This window comes from Paenibacillus sp. G2S3 (assembly GCF_030123105.1).
GTDB lineage: Bacteria > Bacillota > Bacilli > Paenibacillales > Paenibacillaceae > Paenibacillus_AQ.
This window is the reverse complement of record NZ_CP126095.1, coordinates 5,811,981-5,837,903: the sequence shown is the minus strand read 5'-3', so window position 1 is coordinate 5,837,903 and position 25,923 is coordinate 5,811,981. Positions and strand designations below refer to the sequence as shown.

The window sequence follows — 25,923 nt, the reverse complement described above, 5'->3', positions numbered from 1 at the left end:
GCTGTTAGCTACTAGCATCGATATATTTTTTGATTTCGCCAAGGTACTCTCCGATAACCGGAACATTCAGGAACAGACTAAGAATGTAGCCTAGTATACCAAGGACTACAAACGTTCCGAGAGACAGTCCAAGACCGCGGGATATCCCAGCCATTAAGTTTGTGATAATTCTTTTTTTGGGATCTGAGTAGTTATCGAGAATGTCTTTGAATTCTGATTTTTCCAGTGATTCAGCAATCTTATCGAGGCGACTGTTTAAGCGTTTTACTTCATGTCGTAGCTCGAAAGGATGTTCATCAATTTCATACGCTTTTGTTTGGCTGTTTGGTTCACCCATGCAACATCCCTGCTTTCTGTAGCCCAAATGGGCATTCTTTAAGTATCAGTTGAGTCCACTGAAACGTTATTAAAGGTATAACTAAACAACAGCCAGCTGCGGACAGCTGGCTGTTGTTTGATGAATTCATAGCTGTGTAATACCGCAGATTAGTAACTTGATTTATAGGAGGACTTTACATCCTCTTTCGCATCTTTAGCCTTATCGGCGACTTCTTTAGAGGATGCTTTAGCTTCGTCAGCCACTTCTTTGGAAGCGTCTTTAACATCAGAGGCTACATTATTTGAGGCTTCACTTACAGTGTCACCAATTTTGCTGCCTGCGTCTTGAAGGGTAGCGGCAATTTGCTGCTTGCTGTCACTGACAGTAGTATAGATATCAGAGGCTTTAACTGAAACCGTACTGGCAAGATCGGTTGCTTTTTCACCTACCGTTGTGGCAATGGCTTTAGTTTTGTCAGTCACGACACCCGCTACTTCTTTGGTTTTGTCAGTAGCAAGCGTGAGTTTGTCGGACAGATCACTGCGCATTTCACGACCAGGCTTTGGCGCAAATAGCAGGGCAGCTGCTGCACCGATTAGACTACCAATAAAGATGCCTTTAAAAAAGTTGCTTCCGTTTTCTACTTCATGCTCTACTTTATGTTCTACGTTACTCATCACCAATCACTCCTTATAAGTTATCTTACTTCGTATATAAACTTTGGCGTATAGGCTGAAACAATTGATGAGTAAGGGGTAGATTGCGGGAGGCACTTATTATGGGCTAATTATTAACGGCTTGGAATACCGCATAGCCGAATTCGGGCAGATTCAGATGGAGTAATGATGTGAAGGTTTCTGTTCGCTTCTGTGTCTCTAGGTTTATCCATTTAGAGTTCGTCCCAGGTACAGGAATGGTGGTGTCCACTAACACATCTTCATTGTTGAGCACGATTAAGAAACGGTTGAACTCGTCCCACCGTTCATATAGAAGCAGCCTTGGGTGGTCCGGGATCTCCAGCGATTTAAACCCACTACTACGGAATGCAGGATGCGACTTACGAAGACCGATTGTCCAGCGATAGTATTCGAACAGCTCCCTGTTCTGTTTCTGGGTGTCCCACTCCATACATTTACGGTTATCCGGGTCATAGTTACCTTCCATACCGATTTCATCGCCATAGTAAATACATGGTGCTCCCTGAAAGGTCATTTGGAACAAAACAGCCAGTTTTAATCTTCGGATGTCACCGCCGCAAAGGGTCAGAAAACGAGTTGTGTCATGGCTGTCTAATAGATTAAAAGTGGCCTCTGTAACTTGCTGCGGATAATTTGCTAGCATAGTAGCTATCGATAGAGAGAATTGAGCAGCACTGATCTGCCCGAGAGCGAAGAAATTAATTTGAATATTGGTTAGTGGGTAATTCATCACGGCGTCAAATTGATCGCCAAGTAGCCACGGCAAGGGATCATGCATGATTTCGCCTACGAGATAGGCTTCTGGATTAATGCTTTTGATCGTATTACGGAATTGTCGCCAGAACGTATGAGAGACTTCATTCGCGACATCAAGCCGCCAGCCGTCTACACCGATTTCCTCCATCCAATAACGGCCAACTTTCAGCAGATATTCTTTGACTTCAGGATTCTCAGTGTTGAATTTTGGCATGATAGGCTCGAATGCAAATGTGTCATAGGTGGGAATTCCGTCGATGACCTGTAGTGGCCACTCACGTACATGAAACCAATCGGCATAACGGGAAGATCGTCCATTGGTGAGTAGATCAACAAATGGCGGAAAGGTATGGCCACAATGATTAAAGACACCGTCTAGAATGACGCGGATACCTTTGGAATGACAGGCGTCCACAAGTTCTTTTAGCAATGCATTGGTCCCCAAATGAGGGTCCACCAAGAAATAATCCTTTATATCATATTTATGATTGGTGGTTGCCTCGAACAGAGGATTGAAATAGATGGCGGTAATGCCCAATTCACAGAGATAATCCAAATGATCCAGTACACCTTGCAAGTCTCCTCCGAAGAAATTTCGGGGACTCGGTGTACCACCCCATTCCAACACATCTGCTGGATCATTTGTAGGATCACCATTTGCGAAACGTTCCGGAAAAATTTGATAAAATACTGCATCCTTCACCCATGCTGGAGGGGAGTGTACATCTTCACGGTTCAAGAAAGGAAAGTCGAATAGGCCCTCATATATAATTACTGGAGGCTCTGAGAAGAAGCCTTTTTCCAAATAATAAAGGACCTCATCTCCTTCATAAAGTGCAAAATAGTAAGTGAGTCTGCGATAAACAGGACGGACCACAGCCTGCCAATAATCGAATAAGCTGTCAGAAGCCATGTGCTGCATGGGAATAACCTCATGGGTTTTGTCCCAACCGTATTTATCTCCGCAGAAAAGATCAATCTGTGAAACGTTATCCCGTTTAGTTCTTATGCGAATATGTAATGTAGATTCATCGTAGGCATATGACCAATTTTGCCCCATACGATGATAAATGGCTTCTGGTTGAATCATTATCAATTTCCATCCCTTCGCGGCATATAAACGCAAAAAAGGGCCAACCTCATGATTATCAGAGGTTGAACCCTTGGCGGTTTCATTGCCTTTAAATTTTGTCTGAATCTTATCATACCCCTCAAGATTAAAGCAAGGGATTATTTCACATGAATTCACAATATGGAATATTTAGTATGCGATTGAAAATGGGAGGAAATATAAGGAATAATAAGAAAAGTGCTATTAAATCGCCCCATTTGGATCTTTATTCTGATTGCAATCCAAATTATGGGTAATATAGAATGAGGGCGAACGAACTTGATTTTTCGTAACACGCATACAAATTAAAGGCACTGTTACCTAAAAGGTACAACCTCGGCACTTTGTGCAAATGAGGTTGTACCTTTTTTGCATGCTCTTTTTTTTCTAGGCGTGTTAGGTCTGATCACTTATGAATAAAGGGGAGATGAGCAAATGAAGAAGAGTAAACGGTCTAAAATGCAAGCGGTATCATTTAGTTTAGTCCTAAGTCTGCTGTTGGCATTGACGGTTACGGCTTGCGGTTCAGGCAATGGGAACTCTACGGCACAGCCGAATTCAAGCCCGGATTCCGCAGTGAACGAGCCGGGGGGAACTACAAATGAAACGAATCCCGCCGAGGAGGAGCTGAAACCGGAGTCAGGGGCCGAATTAACGGTTTGGGAGGCCAAGGAGCAGGTTGAATACATGAAGCAGTTAGCTGCTGATTTCGAAAAAGAATACGGCGTTCCCGTCAAGGTTGAGGAAATGGCGGGCGGCGATCAGGGCACAAGGTTGGCAACAGATGGCCCGTCCAAACTAGCCGCCGATGTGTTGACTCTTCCGCATGACCAGATCGGCCAGGCCGTCAAAGCGGGGTTGCTTCTGCCAAATGATGTGTTTGAGGAAGAAACGAAATCAACTATGGTGGAGACAGCCATTCAGGCATCGACTTATGACGGTATCCTGTACGGTTATCCTAAATCGGTGGAGACCTATGCGCTGTTCTACAACAAGGATCTGATTTCCGAAGCTCCAAAAACTTGGGAGGATGTGATCGCTTTTGCCAATACGTACAATAAGCCGAAAGAGAACAAATTTGCGATCATGTGGGAATTCGTCGGGTATTACAGCTATCCATTCATCGGCAGCTTCGGCGGATACATTTACGGTGACAACAATACAAATATCAAGGATATCGGATTGAATAATGAAGGCACCGTCAAAGGATTTACCTTTCTCCAGAGCTTAAAAGGAATTCTGCCATTGAATGCAGGAGATATCACCTATGACGTTAAAACCCAATTGTTTCAGGAAGGCAAGCTGGCGATGAACATCGACGGGCCTTGGTCCATAGCGATGTTCAAGGATCATATCAACCTTGGAGTGGCGCCTCTTCCGAAGGGACCTGACGGTGAAGACAGCGTTTCTTTTTCCGGTGTTAAATCGTATTATGTCAATTCCTATACTGCATATCCGGTCGCTAGCCGCTTGTTCGCGCATTTTGCAAGCAACAAGGAGAACCAGCTCAAGAACTTTGAAATGACGGGTGCGATTCCTGCGAGCATTGAAGCTGGAGAAGCGCCGGTAATTAAAGATGATCCGATTATAAGTGGATTCTTCAAGCAGTTCCAACACTCTGTGCCGATGCCATCCATATCGGAAATCAAATCCGTCTGGGAACCGCTAAAGGCAGCATTTGTATCTCTGTGGAACGACCCGGGTCTTGATGTTAAGCAGACGCTCGATAAGACCGTATCAACGATTCAGGCCGATCTGGATTCGAAGTAAAGGACAGGTGATTTGACCTATGCACAAAAAAACAGGCGCAGCGCTACTCTCGGCTATTATTCCGGGACTGGGCCAGTTCTTCAATCGACAGTGGCTGAAAGGATTAGTATTCCTGCTGGTGGGGTCTGCTGGAATCTATTTTATTGCTCATGATCTAATGGGTTATTTGCGGGGCTTGATTACACTTGGTGAATTCCCAAGCCGTATGGTCAAGGTAGGTAAATTAACCCGAATGGTGGAGGGCGATCACTCCATATTTATGATGATCAATGGTCTGATGTCATTGCTGGCGCTGCTTTTTTATACAGCTTTTCATTTACTGAACATCAGAGACGCCTTCCTAGTTGGAGCTGCGCGCGACCGGAATGAGCCCATTCATTCATTCGGTGAATCGCTCAGACATATGGGGCGTAGAAATTTCGCCTATCTTGTACTAGCGATTCCTTTTGTGGCTGTAGTTTTTCTGACGATATTGCCACTTGTTTTTTCAGTGCTTTTAGCATTTACGAACTATGCCGACCCGATTTTACCGCCTGCGCATCTAGTAGACTGGGTGGGTTTCGGTAATTTTAAGAAAATGCTAAGTCTGGATGTATGGAGTTCCACCTTCGGCGGAGTGCTGACGTGGACACTGATCTGGGCGATTATTGCTACTGCGACGACTTACATTGGAGGTGTGCTCATTGCCGTACTTATTCACCAGCCCCGTGTTCGGTGGAAAAAGCTTTGGCGTACACTTCTGATCGTTCCCTTCGCTATTCCTAATATGATTTCTCTGCTCGTCATGCGCAATATGTTCAATAATCAGTTCGGACCGATCAATAGTTATGTAAGAGCTTTGGGATTGGAGGGGGTGGCCTGGCTGACTAATCCTTTCTGGGCTAAGGTGACCGTAATTCTGGCTAATATGTGGATCGGAATTCCGGTGACCATGATTCTAGCCTTTGGGGTACTGACAACGATTCCAAGGGATATGTACGAAGCTGCTGAAGTGGACGGAGCTGGGGCATTCTACAAATTTCGCATGGTTACACTGCCTATGGTGCTGTTCGCGACCGCTCCTATCCTGATTATGCAGTTTGCCGGTAACATTAACAGCTTTAACGTCATTTACCTAATGACCAACGGAGAACCGGTCAATCCGAATTACCAGTACGCGGGTCACACCGACCTTCTGGTGACTTGGCTCTACAAACTGGCGCTTAACCAGTCGCAGTACAGCTTTGCTTCCGTAATCGGGATTGTCATCTTCCTGCTGGTCGCGACCTTCTCCATCTGGAGCTACCGCCGAACGCGATCCTACAAAGAGGAGGATATGATTGCATGAAGCCAAAACTGACAGAAGCGTTTAAAACGATTGGAAGCCATTTGCTGCTGATTGTGCTCAGTTTCATTAGTCTTTTTCCAGCATTTTGGATTATTATGTCTTCATTCAAGACGGGAAACAGTCTGTTCAGCGACTCGTTGATTCCTAAAAATTTCACGTTCATTCATTACAAGGAACTGTTTGAGCAAACTAAATATTTGATTTGGTTCATGAATACACTAAAGGTTGCGGCGCTGTCTACGCTACTTGGCACCTTTCTGTTGCTATTGACTTCGTATGCCATTTCTCGTTATCGATTCAAGGGTAGAAAAACGACACTGACCGCGCTCCTAGTGCTGCAAATGTTTCCGGGATTCATGGCTATGATCGCAGTTTACGTGCTACTGAACACACTTGGGCTACTGAATTCCCATTGGGCGCTTGTTCTCGTATACAGTAGTGGCGCCATTATTACGAATGTGTTTGTGGCTAAAGGTTTTTTTGATACTATTCCAAAAAGCCTGGAAGATGCTGCGCGGATGGATGGGGCGAGTCATATGAAAGTTTTTCTCTCTATAATGATCCCGCTGTCCAAACCGATGCTTACCTATGCCAGTCTTATGATATTTAATGGCTGCTTTGTGGATTTCATATTCGCGGACCTTGTATTGCGTACGGAAGAGACGAGAACGCTCGCTGTCGGGCTTTTCCGGATGGTGAATCAAAGTAATTCGACCGAATTCACATTGTTCGCTGCCGGAGCGGTGCTGGTCGCTCTCCCGGTCACGCTGCTGTTCATTTTCCTTCAGCGTTTCCTGGTGGACGGTCTGACCGCGGGTGCAAGCAAGGGATAGTCCGATTTGTACTCTCACTCTGCAGCAGTACTGAATTCCATAAAAACCACTTTCTTTTCAGAAGCGCAACAATCTGAGGGAGGAAGTGGTTTTTTATTTTTAATAGCGTCATTTATGTATCTGTCATTCCGAATTTATTGCTGATGGAATTGTTTTTGTGTGGCTTCTAAAATCTTCTTGGTGTGGAGAGGATTGAAGAATGATGAAAATAGGAGTAGAATTCCTCATGGAACTAACACTTAAGGGAGTTTGTGATGTGCAAAAAATCCCCGGAGCACGGGGTTATTTTCTAGCATTTATTAAATGTAGAATCCTAATAAATCCTTTTGAGGTATATAGCATCAAGAGAAAAGAGGAGAATTACCATGGAAACAGTATTAGTACGAGAATATCGGTCGGATTTGCTGGAATGTGTCCATAGTGGACATATTGCTATCGTAGGAGAAAACGGGAACGTAAAGGGATATGCAGGTGATCCTGAGTTTGTATCCTTTACCCGCTCTGCGGCCAAGCCACTTCAGGCTATCCCAGGCATTCGTGGAGGAATCGTGGAGCATTATGGTTTTACACCCGCTGAGGTTGCCCTAATGACTGCTTCTCACCGAGGAGAGAGCTATCATGTTGCCGCGCTAGAGAGTATTTCCTCCAAGATTGGCATTGATGAGCAACAAATGATATGTGCCACTAGCTATCCACTGGATTATACGAGTAGAGAGAATGCTATTCGCGGCGCGGGCAAAAGAAAGTTCTATCATAACTGTGCGGGCAAGCACATGGGAATTTTATCGTATAGTAAGCTCAAAGGACTGCCACTTGAAGAATACTCTCAGCCGGAGCAAATGGTTCAGCGTGAGATAATAGATACCATTGCTTATATGGCTGGTGTGGCCCCAGACAGTATTGGCCTAGGTACGGACGGATGTGGTCTGCCGGTATTTGCCATGCCTTTGACAGCCTTGGCGACTGCATATTTGAAATTAGCCAATCCTGATTTAATTGCTGACGAGGCAACTCGCAAAGCGGTCACTACGATCACTGCGGCCATGAATGCTCATCCAGAGATGGTTTCTGGGTCTGGACGACTCGATTCAATTCTTTTGGAAGATGATAATATTATTGCTAAGGGCGGATTTAAAGGGGTATATTGCTTCGGTTTGCGTCGCGAGCGACTGGGTATTGCCTTCAAGATTTTAGATGGATCTGAAGAAGAGTGGGGACTTATTGTACAGGCGATTTTAAATCAGATTGGATACAGTCAGAAAAATACTTTGGAAAAGCTGCGTAATGCATTTTCAGGTGTGATCTACAATGACGGTGGTACACGGGTAGGTCATGCGGATACAGAATTTCAGCTTCATTTCATGAAATAGGAACTTAAAAAGGAGCCCCTCGCTGCGCATCCATCTCAGATACGTAGCGAGGGGCTCTTTTTGTAAAGGGGAGAACCATTATTTCTGACGTAGACGACCGAGTTCGGAGACGAGCGCTTCCACCTGAGAAATACTGAGTCTGTCGCTGCTCATGGCTACCTCATAGACATCGAAGATATCTTCATATTTATCTACTGAAAAAGCAGAGGCTTGCATCGCAGCAGCACTTGCCATCTTCAGCTTGTTCTTGATGGCCTCGATCATATATTCAACATTTTCCTGACTAGGTTGTGTTAAATCCATAGGTTATTAACATCCTCTCTGTATACTGATCCATGTATTTTACCATGTTTGTGAGCTTGATCACCATTTTTTTGTCGGGCCCACAGAAATCATGTTAAATTAAAGGCATGAAATCAAAAATATCATCGAAGGGAGGAAAGGTATTGGCAATTAGAGAACAGGGAAGCGGTAAACGAAGTAAAATGGACGATGTAGGACTGGTGTCCTTTTTTAAAGAAATTGCTGCGCTGCATTCAGCAGAGAAAGTCACGTTTCTGTGCATCGGAACAGATCGTTCTACAGGTGATGCTCTGGGTCCATTAACAGGCAGCAAACTTCTGGAATATGGCTTTCCGCACGTAATCGGTACGTTGCCATCTCCTTGCGATGCGGATAATTTGGTGGCCAGAGTCGCTGAGATTTCATCTGAGCATATCATTATTGCTGTGGATGCTTGCCTAGGATCTCCAGTAGCTCTTGGATATTACTTCGTTTCGAATGAGCCGCTTCAGCCAGCACAATCGGTGGGGGTATGCCTTCCCGCAGTGGGGCATTATAGTTTGGCGGCAATTGTAGATATCAATGGTCCAAAGCCTTATCGGACGTTGCAGACGACCCCATTACATAGAGTTATGGTTATGGCTGAGCAAATCGCAGCCGCCGCAGCAAAAGGGTTTGGAATCGGGCGTTAAGAATAGGATACCCGTTTCAAGGTGAGCTGTTTTGCTTAATAATAGATATTAGTTAATATATCTTAGTATTTTGGAAAGAGGGAAGCAGCCATGGAAAGAGTACGTTGTGACGGAAGCAATATTTGCTACAGTGATCAGGGGGAAGGCGAGGTTATTGTATTACTGCATGGCTTTTGTGGAAGTGCTGATTACTGGGAGCAAGTCATTCCCATTTTAAGCAGCGACTACCGAGTGATTGCTCCCGATTTACGTGGTCATGGAGCTTCAGAGGCTCCACTAGGACCCTATACTATTGAACAAATGGCAGATGATGTTCTGGGCTTGTTAGATACACTTGAAATTTCTGAATGCACCATGCTGGGACATTCACTTGGTGGATATATTACACTTTCGTTCGCGCAGCGGTATGCCTCTCGATTGAAGGGCTTCGGATTAATCCATTCCACTGCATATCCGGATAGTGAAGAAGCTCGGGAGAATCGATTAAAAAGTGTCAGCAGGATTCAAAATGAAGGCATTACTCCTTTTGTGGACAGCTTCGTCCCTGGAATTTTTGCTAAAGCAACCGCTTCTGCATCACCGCAGCTGCTGGAGCGAGCAAAAGAAATTGGCTACAAAACGCCTCCACAAGGAGCAGCCGGAGCTGCACTGGCGATGCGCGAGCGTCCAGATCGACGTGATGTGATCACAGCTACCACGCTGCCAGTACTACTTGTTGCTGGCGAGCAGGATGGACTGATTCCTGCGGAACGCACCTTTACTTCAGATAAACCCAATGTAACGCAAGCTACGATTTCTGGAGCAGGCCACATGAGCCTCTTTGAAGCTCCTGAACGGTTAGCTGAGGTTATCAAGGAATTCACCCAAGCTACGGTGAGTATTAACAGCCATTAGTGATCGCTGAAATAATAATTCAAAAAGAGGCAGCACCGCGTCAAAGTTACTGGCGTGGGCTGCCTCTTTTTTAGGAGACTATTAAAATTTACGGATGGATGGAACACTAATTACGACACCAATATATGTCATTCCTAATCATAACATTCTTTTTCCTATAATTCCTTTGGTGGCATGGCGTAGGGCAATGGTTTAAGATAAATGAATAGAACACATATCATATCTAGATACAAAAGCTTTACAGTTACAGTATGGAAAAGGGGGAAGTTCATGTTCCGAAGAGACTATATTGTCCGCATGATCGAGGATATGACGGCGATGGTTGCCAAGGTTCTAACGCTAAAGCAGGAGCGGAAGACAACGGAAGCCTTATGGGAAATTGATGAGCTATTGAACCGACATTTTCCGCTGAACTCACGTCTCTTAAATTCACTATCTGTAGAAGATATCATAGAAATGTTCCGTTTTAACGGTGTGTTGGAGTCAGATAAGCTTCAAGGTGTAGCCAAACTGCTTAAAGAAGAGGGCAGCATTTATGCTGCGAGTGGCGATAATGATGCAGCACTATTCAGAAGCATGAGGGCACTGCATTTATACTTGTACGCAGATTTGCACGGCGCTGATCGAGCAATGCTGCAGATGACAGCTGATATCGATGAACTTCTAGAGGAAGTCAAGGCGTATCGTCTTCCAGCCAAGACGGAACGGCTGCTTCTAGTTTATATGGAGTCGATCGGGCATTACAGTAAAGCGGAGGACAGTCTGTATCGACTATGGGAGCAAGGGGAAGATGTTTCGCTGGAAGGTGATGAGCTGTACAGACGGCTGCTGCTTAAATCACCGGAAGAATTGGAACAAGGCTCGCTTCCTATCCATGAAGTGGAACAAGGATGGAAAGAGTGGTGCCGGATCACAGAAGTTCGGAGGGAGTCGGAAGCCTTATGAATACCCCTTTATTTATTATCGATGCCTTTGCAGGAAAAGCATATTCAGGAAACCCGGCAGCGGTATGCTTGCTAAAACATCCAGTCGACGAGGCATTCATGCTGAAGACAGCAGCAGAAATGAACTTGTCAGAGACGGCATTTCTCTGGCCGGAGAATGATGGATATCGCCTGCGCTGGTTCACGCCCAAGGTTGAGGTTAATTTATGTGGCCATGCTACTCTAGCGAGTGCACATATATTATGGGAGCTGGGATTGCTGGATCCAGATGTGGAAGCTAGATTTTATACACGCAGTGGGTTGCTTAGAGCTTCTCGTGCGGGTGACTTGATCTCACTGTACTTCCCGCCTTATGAGCTTAAGTCTTCTCCTACAATTCCGGCTCTTATAGAAGCACTTGGTATTACAGAAGCTAATGTAGTAGAAACTATGCTATATGCTGACAATGTACTTGTACGACTTGATCAGGAATCCCTAGTTCGCGAACTTAGCCCAGACTTCGGGGCTTTATCACGGCTTGAAGAGAGAGCCTTTGCGGTTACTGCAGAAAGCTCCACCGAAGGCATTGATTGTGTGTCACGGTTTTTTGCACCGAAGATGGGGGTAAATGAGGATCCGGTCACAGGTTCAGCGCATACTGCGCTAGCACCTTTCTGGGCTAGTCGACTTAACCGTACGCAGTTGATCGCTTATCAAGCTTCCGAACGAGGAGGCCTGCTTCAGCTTGAGGTAAGCAAAGATCAGATTAAGATGTCTGGCCGAGCAATAACTATAGTTAGTGGAGAGCTGCATGTTAAGCCCTGATAGGCTACCTCTTGTAGAGCCGTGATATAATGGAACGATGATGGTTAGGAGACATAGATTCTCCATTTTTAATCCCGAAAGTGAGATGTGCGTTGTGGAATCTTTAACAGCTCTTATTGAACAACTGATAAGTGACCGTACTTTAATTATGGCGACCCTAAGCCAAGTACGTTATAAAGGGGAGACCTGTACGAAAGTACAGATTAAACCTGTCGAACTAAAGGGTAAGCTGCATTATCAGTTTGCATCTTATATTGGTACAAAGGTTGAACATCGTAACGTACCGGCTGAATTAGCAGCGGAGGAAATGACTCTTTTATTCAGAGAGACATTCCGACAAGGTCTGTTATGTACGGTAGAAGCGGATTATCAGGTGTTAATTAGCAAGAAATTCAAAGTATCGATCCTTACTAAGTCTCCAACTAAAAAGGAAGAGCCAGATCTAGCGCACAATCGCCGCAAGCGCTATGTGCTGGAGGATGGGGACCCTGTACCTTTTCTTGTGGAGCTCGGCATTATGAATAGAGAAGGTAAAGTGCTAGCCAAGCGATACGATAAGTTTCGTCAGATCAACCGATTCTTGGAGATGGTCGAGGATGTACTTGCCGATCTTCCAACCGGGCGGCCATTGACGATTGTTGATTTTGGCTGTGGAAAATCATATTTGACCTTTGCGCTTTATCACTATCTGACCGTTCGCAAGAAGCGGGAGCTTAATATTATTGGACTAGACTTGAAAGCTGATGTAATTGAGCATTGCAATGAGCTTGCTGCGAAGATCGGTTACGATCACTTGAAGTTCCTTGTGGGTGACATTGCGGAGTACAATGAGCTGGATCAGGTAGATATGGTTATAACACTTCATGCCTGTGACACAGCTACAGATGCTGCACTCGAAAAAGCAGTACGCTGGGATGCCTCCGTCATTTTGTCTGTGCCTTGCTGCCAACATGAATTGTTCGCGCAGATTGAGAATGAAGTAATGAGCCCGATGCTTTCACATGGGATTTTGAAGGAACGTTTTTCTGCCTTGGCTACGGACGCTATCCGCGCCAAATTGCTCGATATGATGGGTTATAGTAGCCAGCTGCTGGAATTCATCGACCTGGAGAATACACCAAAGAACATTTTGATCCGCGCCGTTAAGAGCTCAGGTGGTGATAACTCCGTCAAATGGCGTGAATATACCGCATTCCGTGATTTTATAGGGGCGAAACCTTACCTCGAGCGCGTATGCACTGACCTGCTTCCGAGTGAAAGTTCGGTGGAGGGATAGCACGACTATTAGGAACAGTAAGTTGGATTAGTTGTATGTTGTGCAGCTATATATGCTTTGAAGGTGCTTTTTTTGGATTTAACTGCACTCTGTACACTTAAAAACGAACAATTCTCCGTATTTGGCGGGATTCTCGAAAAATAGTTGTACATTATGCAATTACACTAGGACGCAGTAACGAATATCAAAGGTTAGTTGTACTTTTTGCAACTATATAGCTTTTTTGGTGAGCATTAGGACGATGCAGCTCCTTCGTGGAGAGGTATCGTCCTTTTTGCATTCTAGTTTTACGGAGGGTAAATGTGGAAAGGATAGAGATAACTTAACGAATACAGGGGTATCTAAATGTGGAGCGTTAACAGTGAGCGGAGTTTGGATTCAATAATCGTATACTTTAGTGCAGCCTTAGTAATCACAGCCGGAGTTGGAGCATGTTTGCTGCGAGGATTTTTTTTTACAGAGGAGATGTATCCTTTTCTTACCTTATGGTTTGTGATGTGCTCTTCGGTCCTGCTTTATTTGTACATTGGAGTGGGTAAGTGGAGAAGTAGTGCAGGTAGGGCGAGTGGAGTACTTAGAGCTGTGAAAATAATGTTGATCGCGCCTTTGCTAGTTCTATCACTCTACCTGGTTCAGTGGTTAAGGGGACCTCTTTCGGCACAGGGCACAATGAATGAAATATTACGGTGGGGCTTGTATGCTAGCTTTGCATTTTTGGTTTGTTTTTGTGCGTTGAATCGAGTGGGGCGTCAGCTGATCTTTGCCGCGTGGTCCATTTTGGGTATGTTCTTAAGCATGAGAGCTTTGCTGGCAGTGTGCGGGGTGATAGAGTTACCTTTCGCTGTAGCCTATAGCCACTCCTCTGCAGTTAGTGTTACAGGTGCTAGATTAGCAGGAGTGATGGAATATCCTAATGCCTTTGGTGCTGTGATGGCTGTTTTTCTATTGGAGCGGCTATTTGCTGTTGCTACTTATTATGAAAGACCTCAGAAGAGAGGGGATGGATGCGGTGGAGTGGAGCAGGAAGAAGCGGGAAGCACGGCCGCCGCGCTGCTGCGCTTGCTGCCGCTGTTCCCGTATGCCGCCGCGCTGCTCCTCAGCGAGTCACGCGGCGCATGGCTGACGGCGGCTTGCGCCTGCGCCGCCGTCTTGCTCTGGAAGCGGCAGCTCATCGCGCCGCTTCTTGCTGCTGGCGCCGCGCCCATGGTCGCCGCGGCGTTGTTCTACCGCCAACTGGCCCGTGCCGGGTTGGCGGTAGAGTCTTCGCCCGGCCTGCTGTTGCTGGCCGGGCTTTGGGCCGGCGCGTTGCTAGCCGGCCTATGGCTGTGCCGCCGCCAGCGCAGCGCGGCGGGTAGTGCCGAGCCGCCATGCTGGCATTGGCGGCGATAGGTTGGACGGCGGCGGGCACCGCCGTCCTCCTGCACGTGCGCGAGCGGATCACCGGACCGTCATCGACGGTATCCGCGCGTGGTCTGTTTTACCGCGACGCCTGCCGGCTGGCGGCAGAAGCACCCTGGCTGGGCCGGGGGGGCGAGACTTGGCGGAGCTCATACCTCGCCGCCCAGTCTCGCCCTTATGTAGGCAGCCAGGTGCATAGCGGTTATCTCGACATCCTGTTGAACCTAGGATTTATCGGCCTTGCAGCCATACTGCTTATGCTGTTAGCAGCAGGCTGGCTGCTGGCTAAGAAATCGCCGCGCCTGCTGCCGCCATTTTTGGTTATCGTTTTGCACAGCGCCGTCGATTTTGACTGGAGCTACGGATTAATCTGGCTGCTGCTTTTTTGGCTGCCAGCACTTGCTCTGGCTGAACATGAGCAGAAACATCAAACTGCGCCTACCAGCTTTACGTCCATGAGTTCGCTCACAACTCATTTCGCATCCGCGATTCCGCAGCCAACTCGCTCGACGTCTGCGATTCCGCAGCCAACTCGCTCGACGTCTGCGATTCCGCAGTCAACTCACTTCGAGTCCGCGACCTCGCCTAAACTCGCCCACTCATATCTCCGCCGACTATTCATCACTGTCGCCTGTGGGCTTTCTCTCATACTAACCGTATTGTCCTTTCAAGCCGCACAAGGAGAAAGGTACTACCGACAAGCAGTTCAGGCGGCTGATCCATCGGTGAAGGCTGGTTTGCTACAGCAATCACTAGTGTGGAATCGCCAATCACCTAGAACAGCTGTAGTATTATCTAGGCTGCTTACGGGTGAACAAAGCGTGAGTATACTGCAGCAGAGTTTGAAATATTCTCCGGAGAATGCAAGTTTAAGCTGGGAAATGGCTAGACGATGGATGTACAGTGATGATCCGGGAGCTGCACTATATTGGATACATCGAAGTATTAAGCTGGATAAATACAACTATGTGAAGTGGGTCAAAGGGGTTGAAGGCATGCTTATGATGGGCCGGAAGAAGCTAGCGGAAGGGAATCGAATGGAGGCCATGGGTTGTATTGCTTCAGGGAACGAGCTACTGCGGCAGTATAGAGCGTTGGCAGAGTATGAGGCAAGTAAAGGTGAGCAGCATAATGACCGGAAGTTCCAAATGACAGAACAAGCCGACGACCTGAGTCGACGGCTTAGTGTATTGGCATCACGATTTTAACTGACGTGAAATGATCCAAGAGTACAGAACAGGAACGAGAATAACAAGCACAAGTGCCGTAATAATAAGGGCCTGAGATAAGACACCGCTCACAAAGGCTCCCCCAAAAATAAGCAACCCGCCGATCATCCACATTCTTCCGGAGAGACGATGTGTTTTTCGCCATACCTCTGGGCTAGAGAGCGTCCATGCTGTACGAACACCGAACAAATAATTATCTTTTACCTGTGGCATGTAGTTGCCGAGCGCAATCAACATCACTCCTAGGGCTCCTATAGCTATTTTACTCACATTAATATCTTTACCCAGGCCGTAAGCAACCGTGAGCACAAGCATGAGATTAAAAAGCACCCCAATAGCGAGTCTGCTCATAGCATAGGCATTTTCGAACTTCTTATAATTTTCCCGTTTAGGATCGATGCTACGTGTGAACTGCATGATCAGCGGAAGCACAATGCCCAGGATTCCTAAAATGAAAATAGCTATGTTTTTATCCCAATACCGGTTAACTTTACCCGTAATTCCCCACTGCGCGGGCAGCTCTTGTGGCAGCTTGCCATAATTGATTAATGCATAAGCTAATGAAGCTAAACCTAATATTACAATCAGTGTATCTTGCCATCTCCATTTAAAATCCTTCATCTTCAATCAGCCTCCTTCTCAGAATCCTTATCCTGACGGCTTTGTTTTCCGTCCAGCGATTTGCTTTCCGTCTCCGTTTGCTTTCCCGTACCTGTTAGCTCGAGCAACCAGCCAAGAACCTCTTCGAGAACTGTCATATTTAATGAATACATAATGAATTGACCTTTTCGTTCATCCTGTACGAGATCGGCATGCTTCAGTGCATTCAGATGGTGAGAAATGCTTGGCTTTGACATGTTGAAAAAATCAGCAATTTCACCTGCGGTTCGGTCCTTCTCCCTTAGTAACCGAATGATTTGGCGACGGGTAGGGTCAGCTAGTGCTTTGAAAGACTCATTCATATTCCACCCACCATTTCGATATTTAGGTAATTGTCTAAATATATAATAACCATTCATATTCTTATCTGTCAATGCGTGTTCTCCTCATTTGGATTGAGAAAGAAATTGTCACTGAATCTTTGGATTTACCGCCGTTTGAGGCTATGCCCTTGCTAATACTAACTTTGGGCAAGTACTCGATGAATGGTTAGAAATATAGAAGCGGAGGAGAGGATATATGATGCTGACTAATAAGGTTGCAGTTGTTACAGGTGCGGGTTCTGGGATTGGAGAAGCAATTGCTCTTCTTTTTGCCCAGCAAGGGGCTAAGGTTATTGCTGCGGACATCCATCTGGAGGCTGTTGAAGCGGTGGCCAAGAAGGCAGAACAAGGTCATGGCAATGGAGTGGTGTATCCTCTAAAGGCAGATGTTTTGATGGAAGAGGATACTCAGCGTATGATTGATGCTGCAAGTACACAATTTGGTGGACTACATATTCTCGTTAATAATGCGGGGATCATGGATAAAATGACACCAGCCCACGAAATCACAGATGACTTATGGGAGAAGGTAATTGCAGTGAACGTTACCGGACCCATGAGAGCCATTCGTAGGGTGCTACCGGTTTTCATGGCACAAGAAAGTGGATGCATCATCAATGTAGCTTCGATCGGCGGCTTAGAGGGATCTCGTGCAGGAGTGGCTTATACTGCCTCCAAGCACGCTGTCATCGGTATGACTAAAAATGTAGGGTATCAGTACTCGAAGCTTGGAATTCGCTGTAATGCTATAGCACCAGGTGGGGTAAAGACGAATATTGATTTGTCTAATCCGAGTGCTTTTGGTAGTCAAAAGGCAGGAGATGGTATGGCGTCAATGCCGCGAACAGGGGAAAGCAGTGAGATCGCATCGATAGCTTTATTCTTGGCTTCAGAAGCTGCGAGCTTCGTGAATGGAACGGTAATAACGGCGGATGCCGGATGGACCGCTTATTAAACAGCTTTTACATTTTAGACAAAAAGGTGTCCATTTCCATCTTCATTGCTGGAAGTGCACACCTTTTTTGGTTATACGGGTTGTTCTAACTCTTTTTAAGAGAGGGTCGAAATAGGGTAAGTGCGCGACCGCTGTAAGTAGATGTGTTAAGGTTGCTTGTGCTAGAATAGGCTAAGAGAAACTGGAAAATAGAGCAGAGCGGCAGAGCTTTTAAAAATATAAGAAAGTATAAGGTTAGAGCTATACTTTATGTTCTTATATTTCTCGCTTAAACGCTTAGTGTCTTTATATAGACGCCAAAGATGTTTATGCTAGATACATAGCCATATTCTGCGGAAAAGGGAGGAGGAGTACGGTTGCATGTTATTTCTGATCTGATCTCAACATTGTTTGAATGGATTCAGAGTCTTGGTTATTTTGGGATTATGATCGGACTTATGATTGAAGTTATTCCGAGTGAAATTGTACTGGCTTTCGGTGGCTTTTTAGTATGGAGTGGTGATATTAATTTTTTTGGCGCCGTATTATTCGGTACGATCGGCGGAGTCATTGCACAGATTTTTGTATATTGGATTGGTCGTTATGGTGGCAGACCTGTTTTGGAGAAATACGGGAAATATATTTTCATTCAAAAGAAGCATATTGACCATTCGGAAGAGTGGTTCAATAAATACGGGACTGGCGTAATCTTTACAGCTCGTTTTATTCCGGTTGTTCGTCATGCCATTTCCGTTCCAGCTGGGATATCGAAAATGCCTTTAGGTAAGTTCACTTTGTTGACTACGCTTGCTGTTATTCCATGGAGTGCTTTGTTTGTATATCTGGGTATGACCTTGGGGAATAAATGGGAAGATATTGACAAAGTAGCAGCTAAGTATACCAACGAAATTATACTTGTAGCGATCGCTCTGATCATCATTTATTTTGTGTTTAAATGGTACAAATCCAAGAAAAAGGGGACTTCAAAATGAAGCAGAATGTAGCTCATAAGTTTGGAAAAGGACTAACACCGCGCCAATTCGTAGAAAGTATGATGAAGAACCAACAGGCCTTTGAATCCTGGTATGAGAAGTTTACTTGGGAAGATGAGAACGATAAGGAATATTTTGAAAGTCTGAACCATCGCGACGATTTGCGGGTACTTATCCTAGCAGCGGATTGGTGTGGAGATGTAGTACGTAACGTTCCTGCTGTATTCCGTATCCTGGAGACGGCGGGAATGAAGACAGAGGTATTCATTTTGGAAGAGAATCCGGAGCTTATGGATGATTTCTTGACCATGGGTGGCAGATCTGTCCCAGTCGTGATTTTTGCAGACACCGGAGGATATGTGCTCGGACATTGGGGTCCTAGACCAGAGCATGTGCAGCGTATAATGAGAGAGTTTAAACGTGAGAATCCTGATCGTGAGGCCGCTGATTACGACAGCAAAATCGCAGAAGCACGTAAGGCCATGGGGCAAGCCTATGGGGAAGGAACGGAATATCAGGCAGTTATCGCAAAAGAACTGCGTAGTCTGATTTCCGGATTCTAGACTCATGCTAAATATACGTTCATTTAATCTAGGTCCGCTTCAGACGAATGCCTACTTGCTGACAGGTGCGGATCCTGCGAAGGGCATTATTATTGATCCCGGTATGAATCCTGCTGCATTAGTGCGGAGTATCGAAGGGATAGAGATCGAAGCTATTTTGTTGACACATGCACATTTTGATCATATGGGCGGTGTAGAAGAAATTCGTAAAGCTAAGAAATGCCCTGTTTATTTACATCCACTTGAAAGCGAATGGCTAAGCAGCCCCAAGCTGAACGGTTCACTAATGTGGTCGGAGGTGTCACCTCCTCTAGCCACAGATCCTGCGGAGTATGATCTGGCAGAAGGGCAAGTTCTGCAATTCATTGGACACACCTTCCGTGTGTACCATACACCTGGCCACTCTCCAGGCAGTGTAAGTTTCCTTTGTGGAAATGATCTATTCTCTGGAGATGTCTTGTTTAAGTTAGGAGTTGGACGCACAGATTTGCCTGGTGGCAGGGAACGAGATCTGTTCGATTCTATTCGTGGCAAGCTATACAAAATGGATGATGAAGTGAAGGTTTATCCAGGACATGGTCCACGGACAACCATTGGATTTGAAAAGGTTCGCAACCCTTATGTTCCTCAATAGACGTTGATTCTATTAGAACCGACAAAAACCGAGGGATTTTTGATAGACAAAAGACTACAAAAGGACTAAAATGAGGTTAATTAAATGTAACATTTACCTCGCGAAGCACGCAGACTGCGGAATTAATCCCGGTTTGCGTTCTTTTTTTGTCTTCATATAGGCTTAAAAGCATGGGGGGAAGTAGAATGGAGAAGAATATATATTACCCATTGGATCACGGATGGTATGACTCCAAGGAGAAATGGACTAATTTCTGCAGCAGTAACTGCCGATGTTTTGCGGATTGTTCAGGAAAGGGTGGCTTCTGTTCATCCATAGAGCGTAGAGACATACAATCTGAAAAGGACATTAGTGAGGGCTTTCTTCAGGAGAGCCGTTTGTTTTACGGGGGAATAACAGTGGTTTTAGGAGGCGAGCCCAGAAAAATGCCTCTTTTTTGGCGTTTTCCGGCAAGGGGAGGGATAATTCAGCCCTGGCGGCGCAAGTTGTGGGATCTCAAAAAATAATAATTAAGCGGAATGAACGATTCATAATACATATTCGTACTACAAATAGAAACGAATTCTTGAATGGAGGGGCAGATGAGCGATCAGTCGCTGGAGAGAATCAGACGGGCACAGCAGGGAGATACTTCAGCACTGTCTTCACTGCTGCGAGAACACTATACTTTTTTATTCAAATATTTAATCAAGGTGACCATGGACCCGTTGCTGGCAGAGGATCTTGTACAGGACGCCATGGTCAGATGTATGGAGAAGATCAACACCTATAACGGAACTTCTTCCTTTTCCTCTTGGTTAATCACAATTGCGACCAGAATATTTATTGATCGCAAGCGGCGCTGGAAGCGTGAAGCGGAATGGAAGCAGCGGGAGCAACAGGAACAGGGGATTCGTTCGATTCGTTGGCGGTTTGAGAGCAGGGGGGAAGAGTGGAGTGAAGTGCTGGATTCCCTCTCCAGATTACCTTCTGCGCAAAGAGTGGCTGTTCTACTGAAGCATTATTATGGCTATAGTTATGACGAAATTGGCGAAATCATGCGGGTTCCTTCAGGTACAGTCAAGTCGCGTGTATCCCTTGGTCTTAACCAACTACGAAAGGAGCTGAATGAGGATGGAAAAGGATAACGATAAGGAGTCTGAGTTGTATTTGCATAAGCTTTCAGATGAGCTTGCCCGGTTAGATGCACAATATAATGACATCACACCCCCTTCATTACAGGAACTGGAGAGGTTAATGGTTGATGCCTCTGTGCATAGAAAGAGTATGGAACGTAAAGAGATGCTGTTATTCTGGGGCATATCGTTGATCCTGATCAGCGTATTTCTATCCATTCTCGGTTCTGCTCCGATAATCTATTGGATTATTCAAGCGATTATTCCTATTGCGGGACTCAGTGCTCTAGGAATAGCGAGGATCAGGAGGAATAGAGAAGGTGCGCAAGAATGAATGAGCTGCAGGATGTGCCTCTATGGTTATGGTTTTGCATAGCAATAGCATTAATGCTGCAAGGGACATTGCTGTTCCGCGACGCCAAACGACGCGGAAGAAAAGCTTGGTTCTGGGGACTATGGGCTATAACTACAGTTCCGTCACCCGCGTTGGTCTATTTACTTGTTGTCATTCTACCGGAAAGACGTAGGAGAAAGAAGTTGTAAAGGTCCAGGATAGGAGCTCGTTCCTTTCATAACACAAAAGGAGTGGTACTTCATGGAAGATGTAAATTGGGGTTTAATTATGCCGTTGATCATTTTGCAGGCTTTACTGGCTATTATCGGTTTGATTTCCTTAGCCAAAGCAGATAGAGTGCGTGGCCCAAAATGGATGTGGATTATAATCATTATTTTCGGAAATATATTAGGCAGCGTAGCTTATTTTACGATAGGAAGGAAAGATGTCTAATGTCACTCCTTCAAGTTACAAATCTACGCAAAAGCTATGGGACGCATATTTCTGTAAATGACATAAGCTTTGAAATTGAAAAAGGACGCTGTGTCGCTTTACTGGGTCCTAATGGTGCCGGAAAGACGACAACACTACGTATGCTGGCTGGACTTCTAGAGCCCACCTCTGGAATGATTTCGTTTGAGGGGAGCCGTCCCGGAGCAGAATATCGCAAGGGATTAGGATATGTACCGCAGTCTCCAGCCTTTTACGGGTGGATGACTGGACAGGAGTATGTTGTATTCGCAGCAAAGCTTAGTGGAATGGGGACCAAAGAAGCGACAAGCAGCGCGTTAGAATCCCTAAAGCATGTAGGACTCAAAGACGATGCTCGCCGCAGGATTGGCGGATATTCGGGTGGAATGAAGCAGCGATTGGGTTTAGCACAGGCACTTGTGCATCGCCCTCGACTTCTTTTATTGGATGAGCCTGTATCTGCACTTGATCCGATCGGCCGCAGGGAAGTGATGGAATTGCTACGAGGAATACGGGAAGAGACAACGGTAGTTTTCTCCACGCATGTGCTGCATGATGCGGAAGAAATTTGTGATGATATTATTTTAATGAATCATGGACGCATTGCAGAGCAGGGGTCTTTGTCACAGCTTCGTTCACAATACAGCCTTCCTGTTATTCGATTACGTACCGAGAAGCACAAAGAAGCCATTCATTGGCTGGAATCGCTTGCTTCTAAACCGTTTGTACTGGAGTCCCAATTGTTTGGAGATTATGCCGTATTTAATGTGAATGATGTAGAAATGGCCCGCCGGACGATTTTGCACGAAGCGACGCAGCTCGAAATTCCATTGCTGCAATTTGAAGCAGGCTCTTCCACATTAGAGGATTTATTTATGAAGGTGGTGGGCGTATGAGCAGCACCTGGGTCCTTTATCGAAAAGAAATGCTCGAGCTGGTCCGCAGTTATAAGTTAATCTGGATACCTGTCGTGTTCATCATTTTAGGTATTATGCAGCCATTAACCATTTATTATTTGCCGGAAATATTAAAAGCTTCAGGAGATGTGCCCCCAGGTTTGCTGGAGGGGTATGAAATACCGAGTGCCGCAGCTGTGATGGCGCAAGCACTGGGACAGTATGGAACGATTGGAATGCTGGTATTGGCGCTAGGCTCGATGAATACTTTAGCTGGTGAACGCTATAGCGGAACTATGGAATTAATTCTAGTAAGACCGGTTTCTCCGGCGGCAATAGTGATCGCTAAATGGACAGCTCAACTGACCCTGCTTGTTGTTGCGCTTGGATTGGGTGCAGCTGGCGCAGCTTATTACACGAAGCAGCTGATTGGCTTATTATCATGGGGTGACGTTATTGCAGCTTCTGGAGTATATGGTTTGTGGTTATTATGTGTTGTCTCAGCTACGTTGTTGTTTAGTGCCTTTTTAAGACCTCCAGTAGCTGCATTTTTAGCACTGGCGTTAATGGCTGCTTTGTCATTAGGTCTAAGCTTATTGCCTACATGGTTTGGCTGGACACCCGCAGGGCTTTCCGGGCTGTCAGCAGAGATTCTTATAGCTGGAGAGGGCTTTAAAGCAGGTCCATATCTTTCTGCCGGTATATTGATCATAATTTGCCTTGTTGGGGCTTCGCTTTTGACAAGAAAGAACAACTTACCCGATTAAATAATAACCAGTGCTATATCGAATATAGTATATTTAAAAATATAAGAAAGTATAAGTTTCACACTATACCTTATCCTTATATTTCTCGCATAAACGCACATCGTCCTTAGGGGACTCCGAAGGTGTTATTGCTTGGTAGAATTTTTAGGATCATCTGGCCTGCCGCTAGACAGTTCTATCTTTTTTTAGTAGACTGTTGAAACAAGCAAAATCATGATAGATTTTGGGGTCAGGAGGTAGGGCGATGCTGCGTTTAGGAGAAAAGATTGTCATTGTTGCGGACGCTTTCGAGCAGAGTCTTCCTATCGGGGAATACGGCTACCTAATTGCTTACGACCGCAATCCCGATAATGCGTTTGACTATGTTATACGTGTACCGGAGGCTAATAGGAACTTTTATGTTCCAGCCGAGGACATTGAGGCGGAAGAACATTTATTAGTAGCTGAGGCTGAAAGAGCAACGCATGAAGCGTTAATTGATTATGCTTTGTCCACGTACAATGAGAAGCTGTTCCATCATTTGATGAACGGTGAAGATATGGATACAGAAGAGACGGAAACAACGTCAACAGAAAGCATGTCCCAAGCAGATTTCATCAAACAAGTGAATCTTAGAGCTTGGATTTAAGGAAGGCCGGCGAAAGCCGGCTTTTTTGTTATAACCCCATCATTGAATTGTCCAAGCTTCTACAATATAATTAAAAACGTTATCCGGGCGCTTTAGCCCTTTAAACAGGAGGGATTTATCTTATGAGCATTACCGTTAAAGATGTGCAGCATGTGGCCAAGCTGGCTCGTCTGCAATTGAGCCCGGAAGAAGAGGCAACCTTTACAGAACAAATGAATGCTATTTTACAATATGCTGAGAAGTTGAATGAGCTAGATACGGAGAATGTGAAGCCGACCACGCATGTACTGCAGGTTAGTAATGTGATGCGTGAAGATGTTGTGAAGGAAAGCCTAACGCAAGAGGAAGCACTTCTTAACGCGCCGGATGATGAAGACGGACATTTCAAGGTTCCAGCTGTTTTGGAATAACTACATAATTAGAAAGGGGGAAGAATCTTGAGCCTGTTTCAAAATCGATTGCCTGAAGTACATCGTATGTTAACTGCTAAAGAAGTATCGGTCAGTGAGCTGACTGAAGAATCGCTGGCGATTATCGCTGAGCGGGATAAGAAAGTAAATGCATTTTTGACCTTGAACGAGGAGGGCGCTCGTAGCGCTGCACGCGCTTTGGACGACAAACTGGCATCTGGAGCAGCACGTGGGTTGCTGTTTGGTCTTCCTGCCGGAATTAAGGATAATATTGTAACTAAAGGACTGCGCACGACTTGTGCCAGCCAATTTCTGAACAATTTTCAGCCGATTTATAACGCAACTGTAGCTTCTAAACTGCAGCAGGCAGACGCTGTAACAATCGGTAAGTTAAATATGGATGAATTCGCGATGGGCGGATCTAACGAGAACTCAAGCTTTGGGCCTGTGCGTAACCCTTGGGATCTTGAACGTGTTCCTGGCGGATCAAGTGGTGGATCTGCTGCAGCTGTAGCTGCGGGCGAAGTGTTCTTCTCACTAGGTTCTGATACTGGAGGTTCAATCCGTCAGCCTGCTTCCTATTGTGGTGTTGTAGGTCTCAAACCTACATACGGCCTTGTATCACGGTACGGACTGGTAGCCTTTGCTTCCTCTCTTGATCAAATTGGTCCACTAACACGTAATGTAGAAGATTCTGCATATGTGCTTCAAGCGATTGCTGGTTATGATGCACAGGACTCTACTTCAGCTAAGGTAGAAATTCCTGATTATTTGAGTTCATTGACTGGTGATGTTTCCGGTCTTCGTATCGCTGTACCTAAGGAATACTTGGGTGCTGGTGTCGATGCTTCTGTTCGTGAGACGGTCTTGTCCGCACTTAAGGTGCTGGAAGGAATGGGCGCTGTCTGGGAAGAAGTTTCATTACCACATACGGAGTATGCAGTAGCGGCTTATTATTTGCTGTCTTCTTCGGAAGCTTCATCGAACCTTGCCCGGTTTGACGGTGTGCGTTATGGCGTACGTGTAGATGAAGGCGGAGGATTGCTTGATCTATACCAAAACTCCCGCAGTCGCGGCTTTGGCCCTGAGGTGAAACGTCGTATTATGCTAGGAACGTATGCACTAAGCTCCGGCTATTATGATGCTTATTATTTAAAAGCACAAAAAGTGCGTACTTTGATTAAACAGGATTTTGATGACATCTTTAAAAAATATGATGTGGTCATCGGCCCAACAGCGCCTACGACAGCATTTAAATTAGGTTCACAGACTGAAGATCCGCTGACCATGTATCTGAACGATATTCTCACGATTCCTGTGAGCTTGGCAGGTATTCCTGCCGTTAGCGTTCCTTGTGGCTTTGCGGAAGGCATGCCAGTAGGTTTGCAAATTATCGGTAAAGAATTTGACGAGAGTACGATTCTGCGTGTTGCTCACGCTTTTGAACAAAATACAGATCATCACAAGCAGCGTCCACAGCTGTAGTAAAGGAG

30 protein-coding genes are annotated in these 25,923 nt (G+C 45.6%); 24 read left to right on the top strand and 6 right to left on the bottom strand.

What is annotated here, in order from left to right:
* Positions 1-4 precede the first annotated feature (4 nt).
* From QNH28_RS25750 to QNH28_RS25740, 3 genes are all read right to left on the bottom strand, one after another.
* Positions 5-337, bottom strand: a complete 333-nt coding sequence (locus tag QNH28_RS25750) for a DUF5665 domain-containing protein (protein WP_283909087.1) — start codon at positions 335-337, stop codon at positions 5-7.
* 149 nt (positions 338-486) lie between these two features.
* A complete protein-coding gene (locus tag QNH28_RS25745) occupies positions 487-996 on the bottom strand; it encodes a YtxH domain-containing protein (RefSeq protein WP_283909086.1) in 510 nt (169 codons plus the stop codon).
* A 106-nt stretch (positions 997-1,102) separates the two neighbouring features.
* Complete coding sequence (locus tag QNH28_RS25740) at positions 1,103-2,863, bottom strand: glycoside hydrolase family 13 protein (RefSeq protein ID WP_283909085.1); 1,761 nt, start codon at positions 2,861-2,863, stop codon at positions 1,103-1,105.
* Positions 2,864-3,319: 456 nt separating this feature from the next.
* Between QNH28_RS25740 and QNH28_RS25735 the strand changes: the two genes are divergently transcribed.
* The 4 genes from QNH28_RS25735 (at position 3,320) to QNH28_RS25720 (ending at position 8,184) form a co-directional block, all read left to right on the top strand.
* Positions 3,320-4,654 carry a sugar ABC transporter substrate-binding protein gene (locus QNH28_RS25735; RefSeq protein WP_283909084.1) on the top strand — a complete coding sequence of 445 codons (1,335 nt, stop codon included), beginning with the start codon at positions 3,320-3,322 and terminating at the stop codon, positions 4,652-4,654.
* Positions 4,655-4,673: 19 nt separating this feature from the next.
* Complete coding sequence (locus QNH28_RS25730; RefSeq protein ID WP_283909083.1) at positions 4,674-5,981, top strand: sugar ABC transporter permease; 1,308 nt, start codon at positions 4,674-4,676, stop codon at positions 5,979-5,981.
* Positions 5,978-6,814 (top strand): sugar ABC transporter permease, encoded by an 837-nt coding sequence (locus tag QNH28_RS25725; RefSeq protein WP_283909082.1) that lies wholly within the window; start codon positions 5,978-5,980, stop codon positions 6,812-6,814. Before QNH28_RS25730 ends, QNH28_RS25725 begins: the two co-directional genes overlap by 4 nt.
* Before the next feature lie 365 nt (positions 6,815-7,179).
* Complete coding sequence (locus tag QNH28_RS25720) at positions 7,180-8,184, top strand: asparaginase (protein WP_283909081.1); 1,005 nt, start codon at positions 7,180-7,182, stop codon at positions 8,182-8,184.
* A 78-nt stretch (positions 8,185-8,262) separates the two neighbouring features.
* On the opposite strand, the gene QNH28_RS25715 is transcribed toward QNH28_RS25720, so the two are convergent.
* A complete protein-coding gene (locus QNH28_RS25715; RefSeq protein ID WP_042131036.1) occupies positions 8,263-8,487 on the bottom strand; it encodes a DUF1128 domain-containing protein in 225 nt (74 codons plus the stop codon).
* A gap of 143 nt (positions 8,488-8,630) precedes the next feature.
* Between QNH28_RS25715 and yyaC the strand changes: the two genes are divergently transcribed.
* From yyaC to QNH28_RS25680, 7 genes are all read left to right on the top strand, one after another.
* On the top strand, positions 8,631-9,158 hold the full coding sequence (gene yyaC, locus QNH28_RS25710; RefSeq protein ID WP_283909080.1) for a spore protease YyaC: 528 nt from the start codon (positions 8,631-8,633) through the stop codon (positions 9,156-9,158).
* 90 nt (positions 9,159-9,248) lie between these two features.
* On the top strand, positions 9,249-10,052 hold the full coding sequence (locus QNH28_RS25705; RefSeq protein ID WP_283909079.1) for an alpha/beta fold hydrolase: 804 nt from the start codon (positions 9,249-9,251) through the stop codon (positions 10,050-10,052).
* A 270-nt stretch (positions 10,053-10,322) separates the two neighbouring features.
* On the top strand, positions 10,323-10,997 hold the full coding sequence (locus tag QNH28_RS25700; protein ID WP_283909078.1) for a DUF6483 family protein: 675 nt from the start codon (positions 10,323-10,325) through the stop codon (positions 10,995-10,997).
* The gene (locus tag QNH28_RS25695) at positions 10,994-11,800 is read left to right on the top strand and encodes a PhzF family phenazine biosynthesis protein (RefSeq protein ID WP_283909077.1); all 807 of its coding nucleotides are present in this window, start codon (positions 10,994-10,996) and stop codon (positions 11,798-11,800) included. The genes QNH28_RS25700 and QNH28_RS25695 overlap by 4 nt, the downstream gene beginning before the upstream one ends.
* Before the next feature lie 85 nt (positions 11,801-11,885).
* The gene (locus QNH28_RS25690) at positions 11,886-13,076 is read left to right on the top strand and encodes a class I SAM-dependent methyltransferase (RefSeq protein ID WP_283912267.1); all 1,191 of its coding nucleotides are present in this window, start codon (positions 11,886-11,888) and stop codon (positions 13,074-13,076) included.
* A gap of 582 nt (positions 13,077-13,658) precedes the next feature.
* Positions 13,659-14,465 carry a hypothetical protein gene (locus QNH28_RS25685; RefSeq protein ID WP_283909076.1) on the top strand — a complete coding sequence of 269 codons (807 nt, stop codon included), beginning with the start codon at positions 13,659-13,661 and terminating at the stop codon, positions 14,463-14,465.
* On the top strand, positions 14,444-15,682 hold the full coding sequence (locus QNH28_RS25680) for an O-antigen ligase family protein (protein WP_283909075.1): 1,239 nt from the start codon (positions 14,444-14,446) through the stop codon (positions 15,680-15,682). Before QNH28_RS25685 ends, QNH28_RS25680 begins: the two co-directional genes overlap by 22 nt.
* Here QNH28_RS25680 and QNH28_RS25675 read toward each other — a convergent pair.
* Both QNH28_RS25675 and QNH28_RS25670 read right to left on the bottom strand, forming a co-directional pair.
* Positions 15,671-16,324, bottom strand: coding sequence for an SdpI family protein (locus QNH28_RS25675; protein WP_283909074.1), 654 nt, complete (start codon positions 16,322-16,324; stop codon positions 15,671-15,673). The genes QNH28_RS25680 and QNH28_RS25675 overlap by 12 nt on opposite strands.
* Before the next feature lie 2 nt (positions 16,325-16,326).
* Positions 16,327-16,665, bottom strand: coding sequence for an autorepressor SdpR family transcription factor (locus QNH28_RS25670; RefSeq protein WP_283912266.1), 339 nt, complete (start codon positions 16,663-16,665; stop codon positions 16,327-16,329).
* 217 nt (positions 16,666-16,882) lie between these two features.
* Here QNH28_RS25670 and QNH28_RS25665 point away from each other — a divergent pair, with 217 nt between their 5' ends.
* The 13 genes from QNH28_RS25665 (at position 16,883) to gatA (ending at position 25,915) form a co-directional block, all read left to right on the top strand.
* The gene (locus QNH28_RS25665; RefSeq protein WP_283909073.1) at positions 16,883-17,641 is read left to right on the top strand and encodes an SDR family oxidoreductase; all 759 of its coding nucleotides are present in this window, start codon (positions 16,883-16,885) and stop codon (positions 17,639-17,641) included.
* 356 nt (positions 17,642-17,997) lie between these two features.
* Positions 17,998-18,612, top strand: coding sequence for an undecaprenyl phosphate transporter UptA (gene uptA, locus QNH28_RS25660; RefSeq protein ID WP_283909072.1), 615 nt, complete (start codon positions 17,998-18,000; stop codon positions 18,610-18,612).
* Complete coding sequence (locus QNH28_RS25655; protein WP_283909071.1) at positions 18,609-19,175, top strand: thioredoxin family protein; 567 nt, start codon at positions 18,609-18,611, stop codon at positions 19,173-19,175. The genes uptA and QNH28_RS25655 overlap by 4 nt, the downstream gene beginning before the upstream one ends.
* Before the next feature lie 4 nt (positions 19,176-19,179).
* The gene (locus QNH28_RS25650; RefSeq protein WP_283909070.1) at positions 19,180-19,809 is read left to right on the top strand and encodes an MBL fold metallo-hydrolase; all 630 of its coding nucleotides are present in this window, start codon (positions 19,180-19,182) and stop codon (positions 19,807-19,809) included.
* A gap of 581 nt (positions 19,810-20,390) precedes the next feature.
* A complete protein-coding gene (gene sigY / locus QNH28_RS25645; RefSeq protein ID WP_283909069.1) occupies positions 20,391-20,936 on the top strand; it encodes an RNA polymerase sigma factor SigY in 546 nt (181 codons plus the stop codon).
* Positions 20,923-21,258 carry a YxlC family protein gene (locus QNH28_RS25640; RefSeq protein WP_283909068.1) on the top strand — a complete coding sequence of 112 codons (336 nt, stop codon included), beginning with the start codon at positions 20,923-20,925 and terminating at the stop codon, positions 21,256-21,258. The genes sigY and QNH28_RS25640 overlap by 14 nt, the downstream gene beginning before the upstream one ends.
* Positions 21,255-21,467 carry a hypothetical protein gene (locus QNH28_RS25635; RefSeq protein WP_283909067.1) on the top strand — a complete coding sequence of 71 codons (213 nt, stop codon included), beginning with the start codon at positions 21,255-21,257 and terminating at the stop codon, positions 21,465-21,467. Before QNH28_RS25640 ends, QNH28_RS25635 begins: the two co-directional genes overlap by 4 nt.
* A 52-nt stretch (positions 21,468-21,519) precedes the next feature.
* On the top strand, positions 21,520-21,711 hold the full coding sequence (locus tag QNH28_RS25630; protein ID WP_042191814.1) for a PLDc N-terminal domain-containing protein: 192 nt from the start codon (positions 21,520-21,522) through the stop codon (positions 21,709-21,711).
* Entirely contained in the window at positions 21,711-22,625 is a 915-nt protein-coding gene (locus tag QNH28_RS25625; protein ID WP_283909066.1) for an ABC transporter ATP-binding protein, read from the top strand. The genes QNH28_RS25630 and QNH28_RS25625 overlap by 1 nt, the downstream gene beginning before the upstream one ends.
* Positions 22,622-23,392: an ABC transporter permease subunit gene (locus tag QNH28_RS25620; RefSeq protein ID WP_283909065.1), complete on the top strand. Its 771-nt coding sequence runs from the start codon at positions 22,622-22,624 to the stop codon at positions 23,390-23,392. The genes QNH28_RS25625 and QNH28_RS25620 overlap by 4 nt, the downstream gene beginning before the upstream one ends.
* A gap of 244 nt (positions 23,393-23,636) precedes the next feature.
* Positions 23,637-24,020 carry a hypothetical protein gene (locus QNH28_RS25615; protein ID WP_042131017.1) on the top strand — a complete coding sequence of 128 codons (384 nt, stop codon included), beginning with the start codon at positions 23,637-23,639 and terminating at the stop codon, positions 24,018-24,020.
* Positions 24,021-24,142: 122 nt separating this feature from the next.
* On the top strand, positions 24,143-24,430 hold the full coding sequence (gatC, locus tag QNH28_RS25610; RefSeq protein ID WP_283909064.1) for an Asp-tRNA(Asn)/Glu-tRNA(Gln) amidotransferase subunit GatC: 288 nt from the start codon (positions 24,143-24,145) through the stop codon (positions 24,428-24,430).
* Positions 24,431-24,457: 27 nt separating this feature from the next.
* A complete protein-coding gene (gene gatA / locus QNH28_RS25605; protein ID WP_060625698.1) occupies positions 24,458-25,915 on the top strand; it encodes an Asp-tRNA(Asn)/Glu-tRNA(Gln) amidotransferase subunit GatA in 1,458 nt (485 codons plus the stop codon).
* Positions 25,916-25,923 lie beyond the last annotated feature (8 nt).

Bases quoted from the DNA above. Each gene is read 5' to 3' on its own strand.
- QNH28_RS25670 (WP_283912266.1), bottom strand. From the start codon at position 16,665: ATGAATGAGTCTTTCAAAGCACTAGCTGACCCTACCCGTCGCCAAATC.
- QNH28_RS25750 (WP_283909087.1), bottom strand. From the start codon at position 337: ATGGGTGAACCAAACAGCCAAACAAAAGCGTATGAAATTGATGAACAT.
- QNH28_RS25625 (WP_283909066.1), top strand. From the start codon at position 21,711: ATGTCACTCCTTCAAGTTACAAATCTACGCAAAAGCTATGGGACGCAT.
- QNH28_RS25630 (WP_042191814.1), top strand. From the start codon at position 21,520: ATGGAAGATGTAAATTGGGGTTTAATTATGCCGTTGATCATTTTGCAG.
- QNH28_RS25665 (WP_283909073.1), top strand. From the start codon at position 16,883: ATGATGCTGACTAATAAGGTTGCAGTTGTTACAGGTGCGGGTTCTGGG.
- QNH28_RS25690 (WP_283912267.1), top strand. From the start codon at position 11,886: ATGTGCGTTGTGGAATCTTTAACAGCTCTTATTGAACAACTGATAAGT.
- QNH28_RS25730 (WP_283909083.1), top strand. From the start codon at position 4,674: ATGCACAAAAAAACAGGCGCAGCGCTACTCTCGGCTATTATTCCGGGA.
- sigY (WP_283909069.1), top strand. From the start codon at position 20,391: ATGAGCGATCAGTCGCTGGAGAGAATCAGACGGGCACAGCAGGGAGAT.
- QNH28_RS25715 (WP_042131036.1), bottom strand. From the start codon at position 8,487: ATGGATTTAACACAACCTAGTCAGGAAAATGTTGAATATATGATCGAG.
- QNH28_RS25735 (WP_283909084.1), top strand. From the start codon at position 3,320: ATGAAGAAGAGTAAACGGTCTAAAATGCAAGCGGTATCATTTAGTTTA.
- QNH28_RS25680 (WP_283909075.1), top strand. From the start codon at position 14,444: ATGCTGGCATTGGCGGCGATAGGTTGGACGGCGGCGGGCACCGCCGTC.
- QNH28_RS25655 (WP_283909071.1), top strand. From the start codon at position 18,609: ATGAAGCAGAATGTAGCTCATAAGTTTGGAAAAGGACTAACACCGCGC.
- QNH28_RS25700 (WP_283909078.1), top strand. From the start codon at position 10,323: ATGTTCCGAAGAGACTATATTGTCCGCATGATCGAGGATATGACGGCG.
- QNH28_RS25720 (WP_283909081.1), top strand. From the start codon at position 7,180: ATGGAAACAGTATTAGTACGAGAATATCGGTCGGATTTGCTGGAATGT.
- QNH28_RS25740 (WP_283909085.1), bottom strand. From the start codon at position 2,863: ATGATTCAACCAGAAGCCATTTATCATCGTATGGGGCAAAATTGGTCA.
- QNH28_RS25635 (WP_283909067.1), top strand. From the start codon at position 21,255: ATGAATGAGCTGCAGGATGTGCCTCTATGGTTATGGTTTTGCATAGCA.
- QNH28_RS25675 (WP_283909074.1), bottom strand. From the start codon at position 16,324: ATGAAGGATTTTAAATGGAGATGGCAAGATACACTGATTGTAATATTA.
- QNH28_RS25705 (WP_283909079.1), top strand. From the start codon at position 9,249: ATGGAAAGAGTACGTTGTGACGGAAGCAATATTTGCTACAGTGATCAG.
- QNH28_RS25695 (WP_283909077.1), top strand. From the start codon at position 10,994: ATGAATACCCCTTTATTTATTATCGATGCCTTTGCAGGAAAAGCATAT.
- QNH28_RS25615 (WP_042131017.1), top strand. From the start codon at position 23,637: ATGCTGCGTTTAGGAGAAAAGATTGTCATTGTTGCGGACGCTTTCGAG.
- QNH28_RS25640 (WP_283909068.1), top strand. From the start codon at position 20,923: ATGGAAAAGGATAACGATAAGGAGTCTGAGTTGTATTTGCATAAGCTT.
- gatC (WP_283909064.1), top strand. From the start codon at position 24,143: ATGAGCATTACCGTTAAAGATGTGCAGCATGTGGCCAAGCTGGCTCGT.
- QNH28_RS25745 (WP_283909086.1), bottom strand. From the start codon at position 996: ATGAGTAACGTAGAACATAAAGTAGAGCATGAAGTAGAAAACGGAAGC.
- QNH28_RS25725 (WP_283909082.1), top strand. From the start codon at position 5,978: ATGAAGCCAAAACTGACAGAAGCGTTTAAAACGATTGGAAGCCATTTG.
- QNH28_RS25650 (WP_283909070.1), top strand. From the start codon at position 19,180: ATGCTAAATATACGTTCATTTAATCTAGGTCCGCTTCAGACGAATGCC.
- QNH28_RS25620 (WP_283909065.1), top strand. From the start codon at position 22,622: ATGAGCAGCACCTGGGTCCTTTATCGAAAAGAAATGCTCGAGCTGGTC.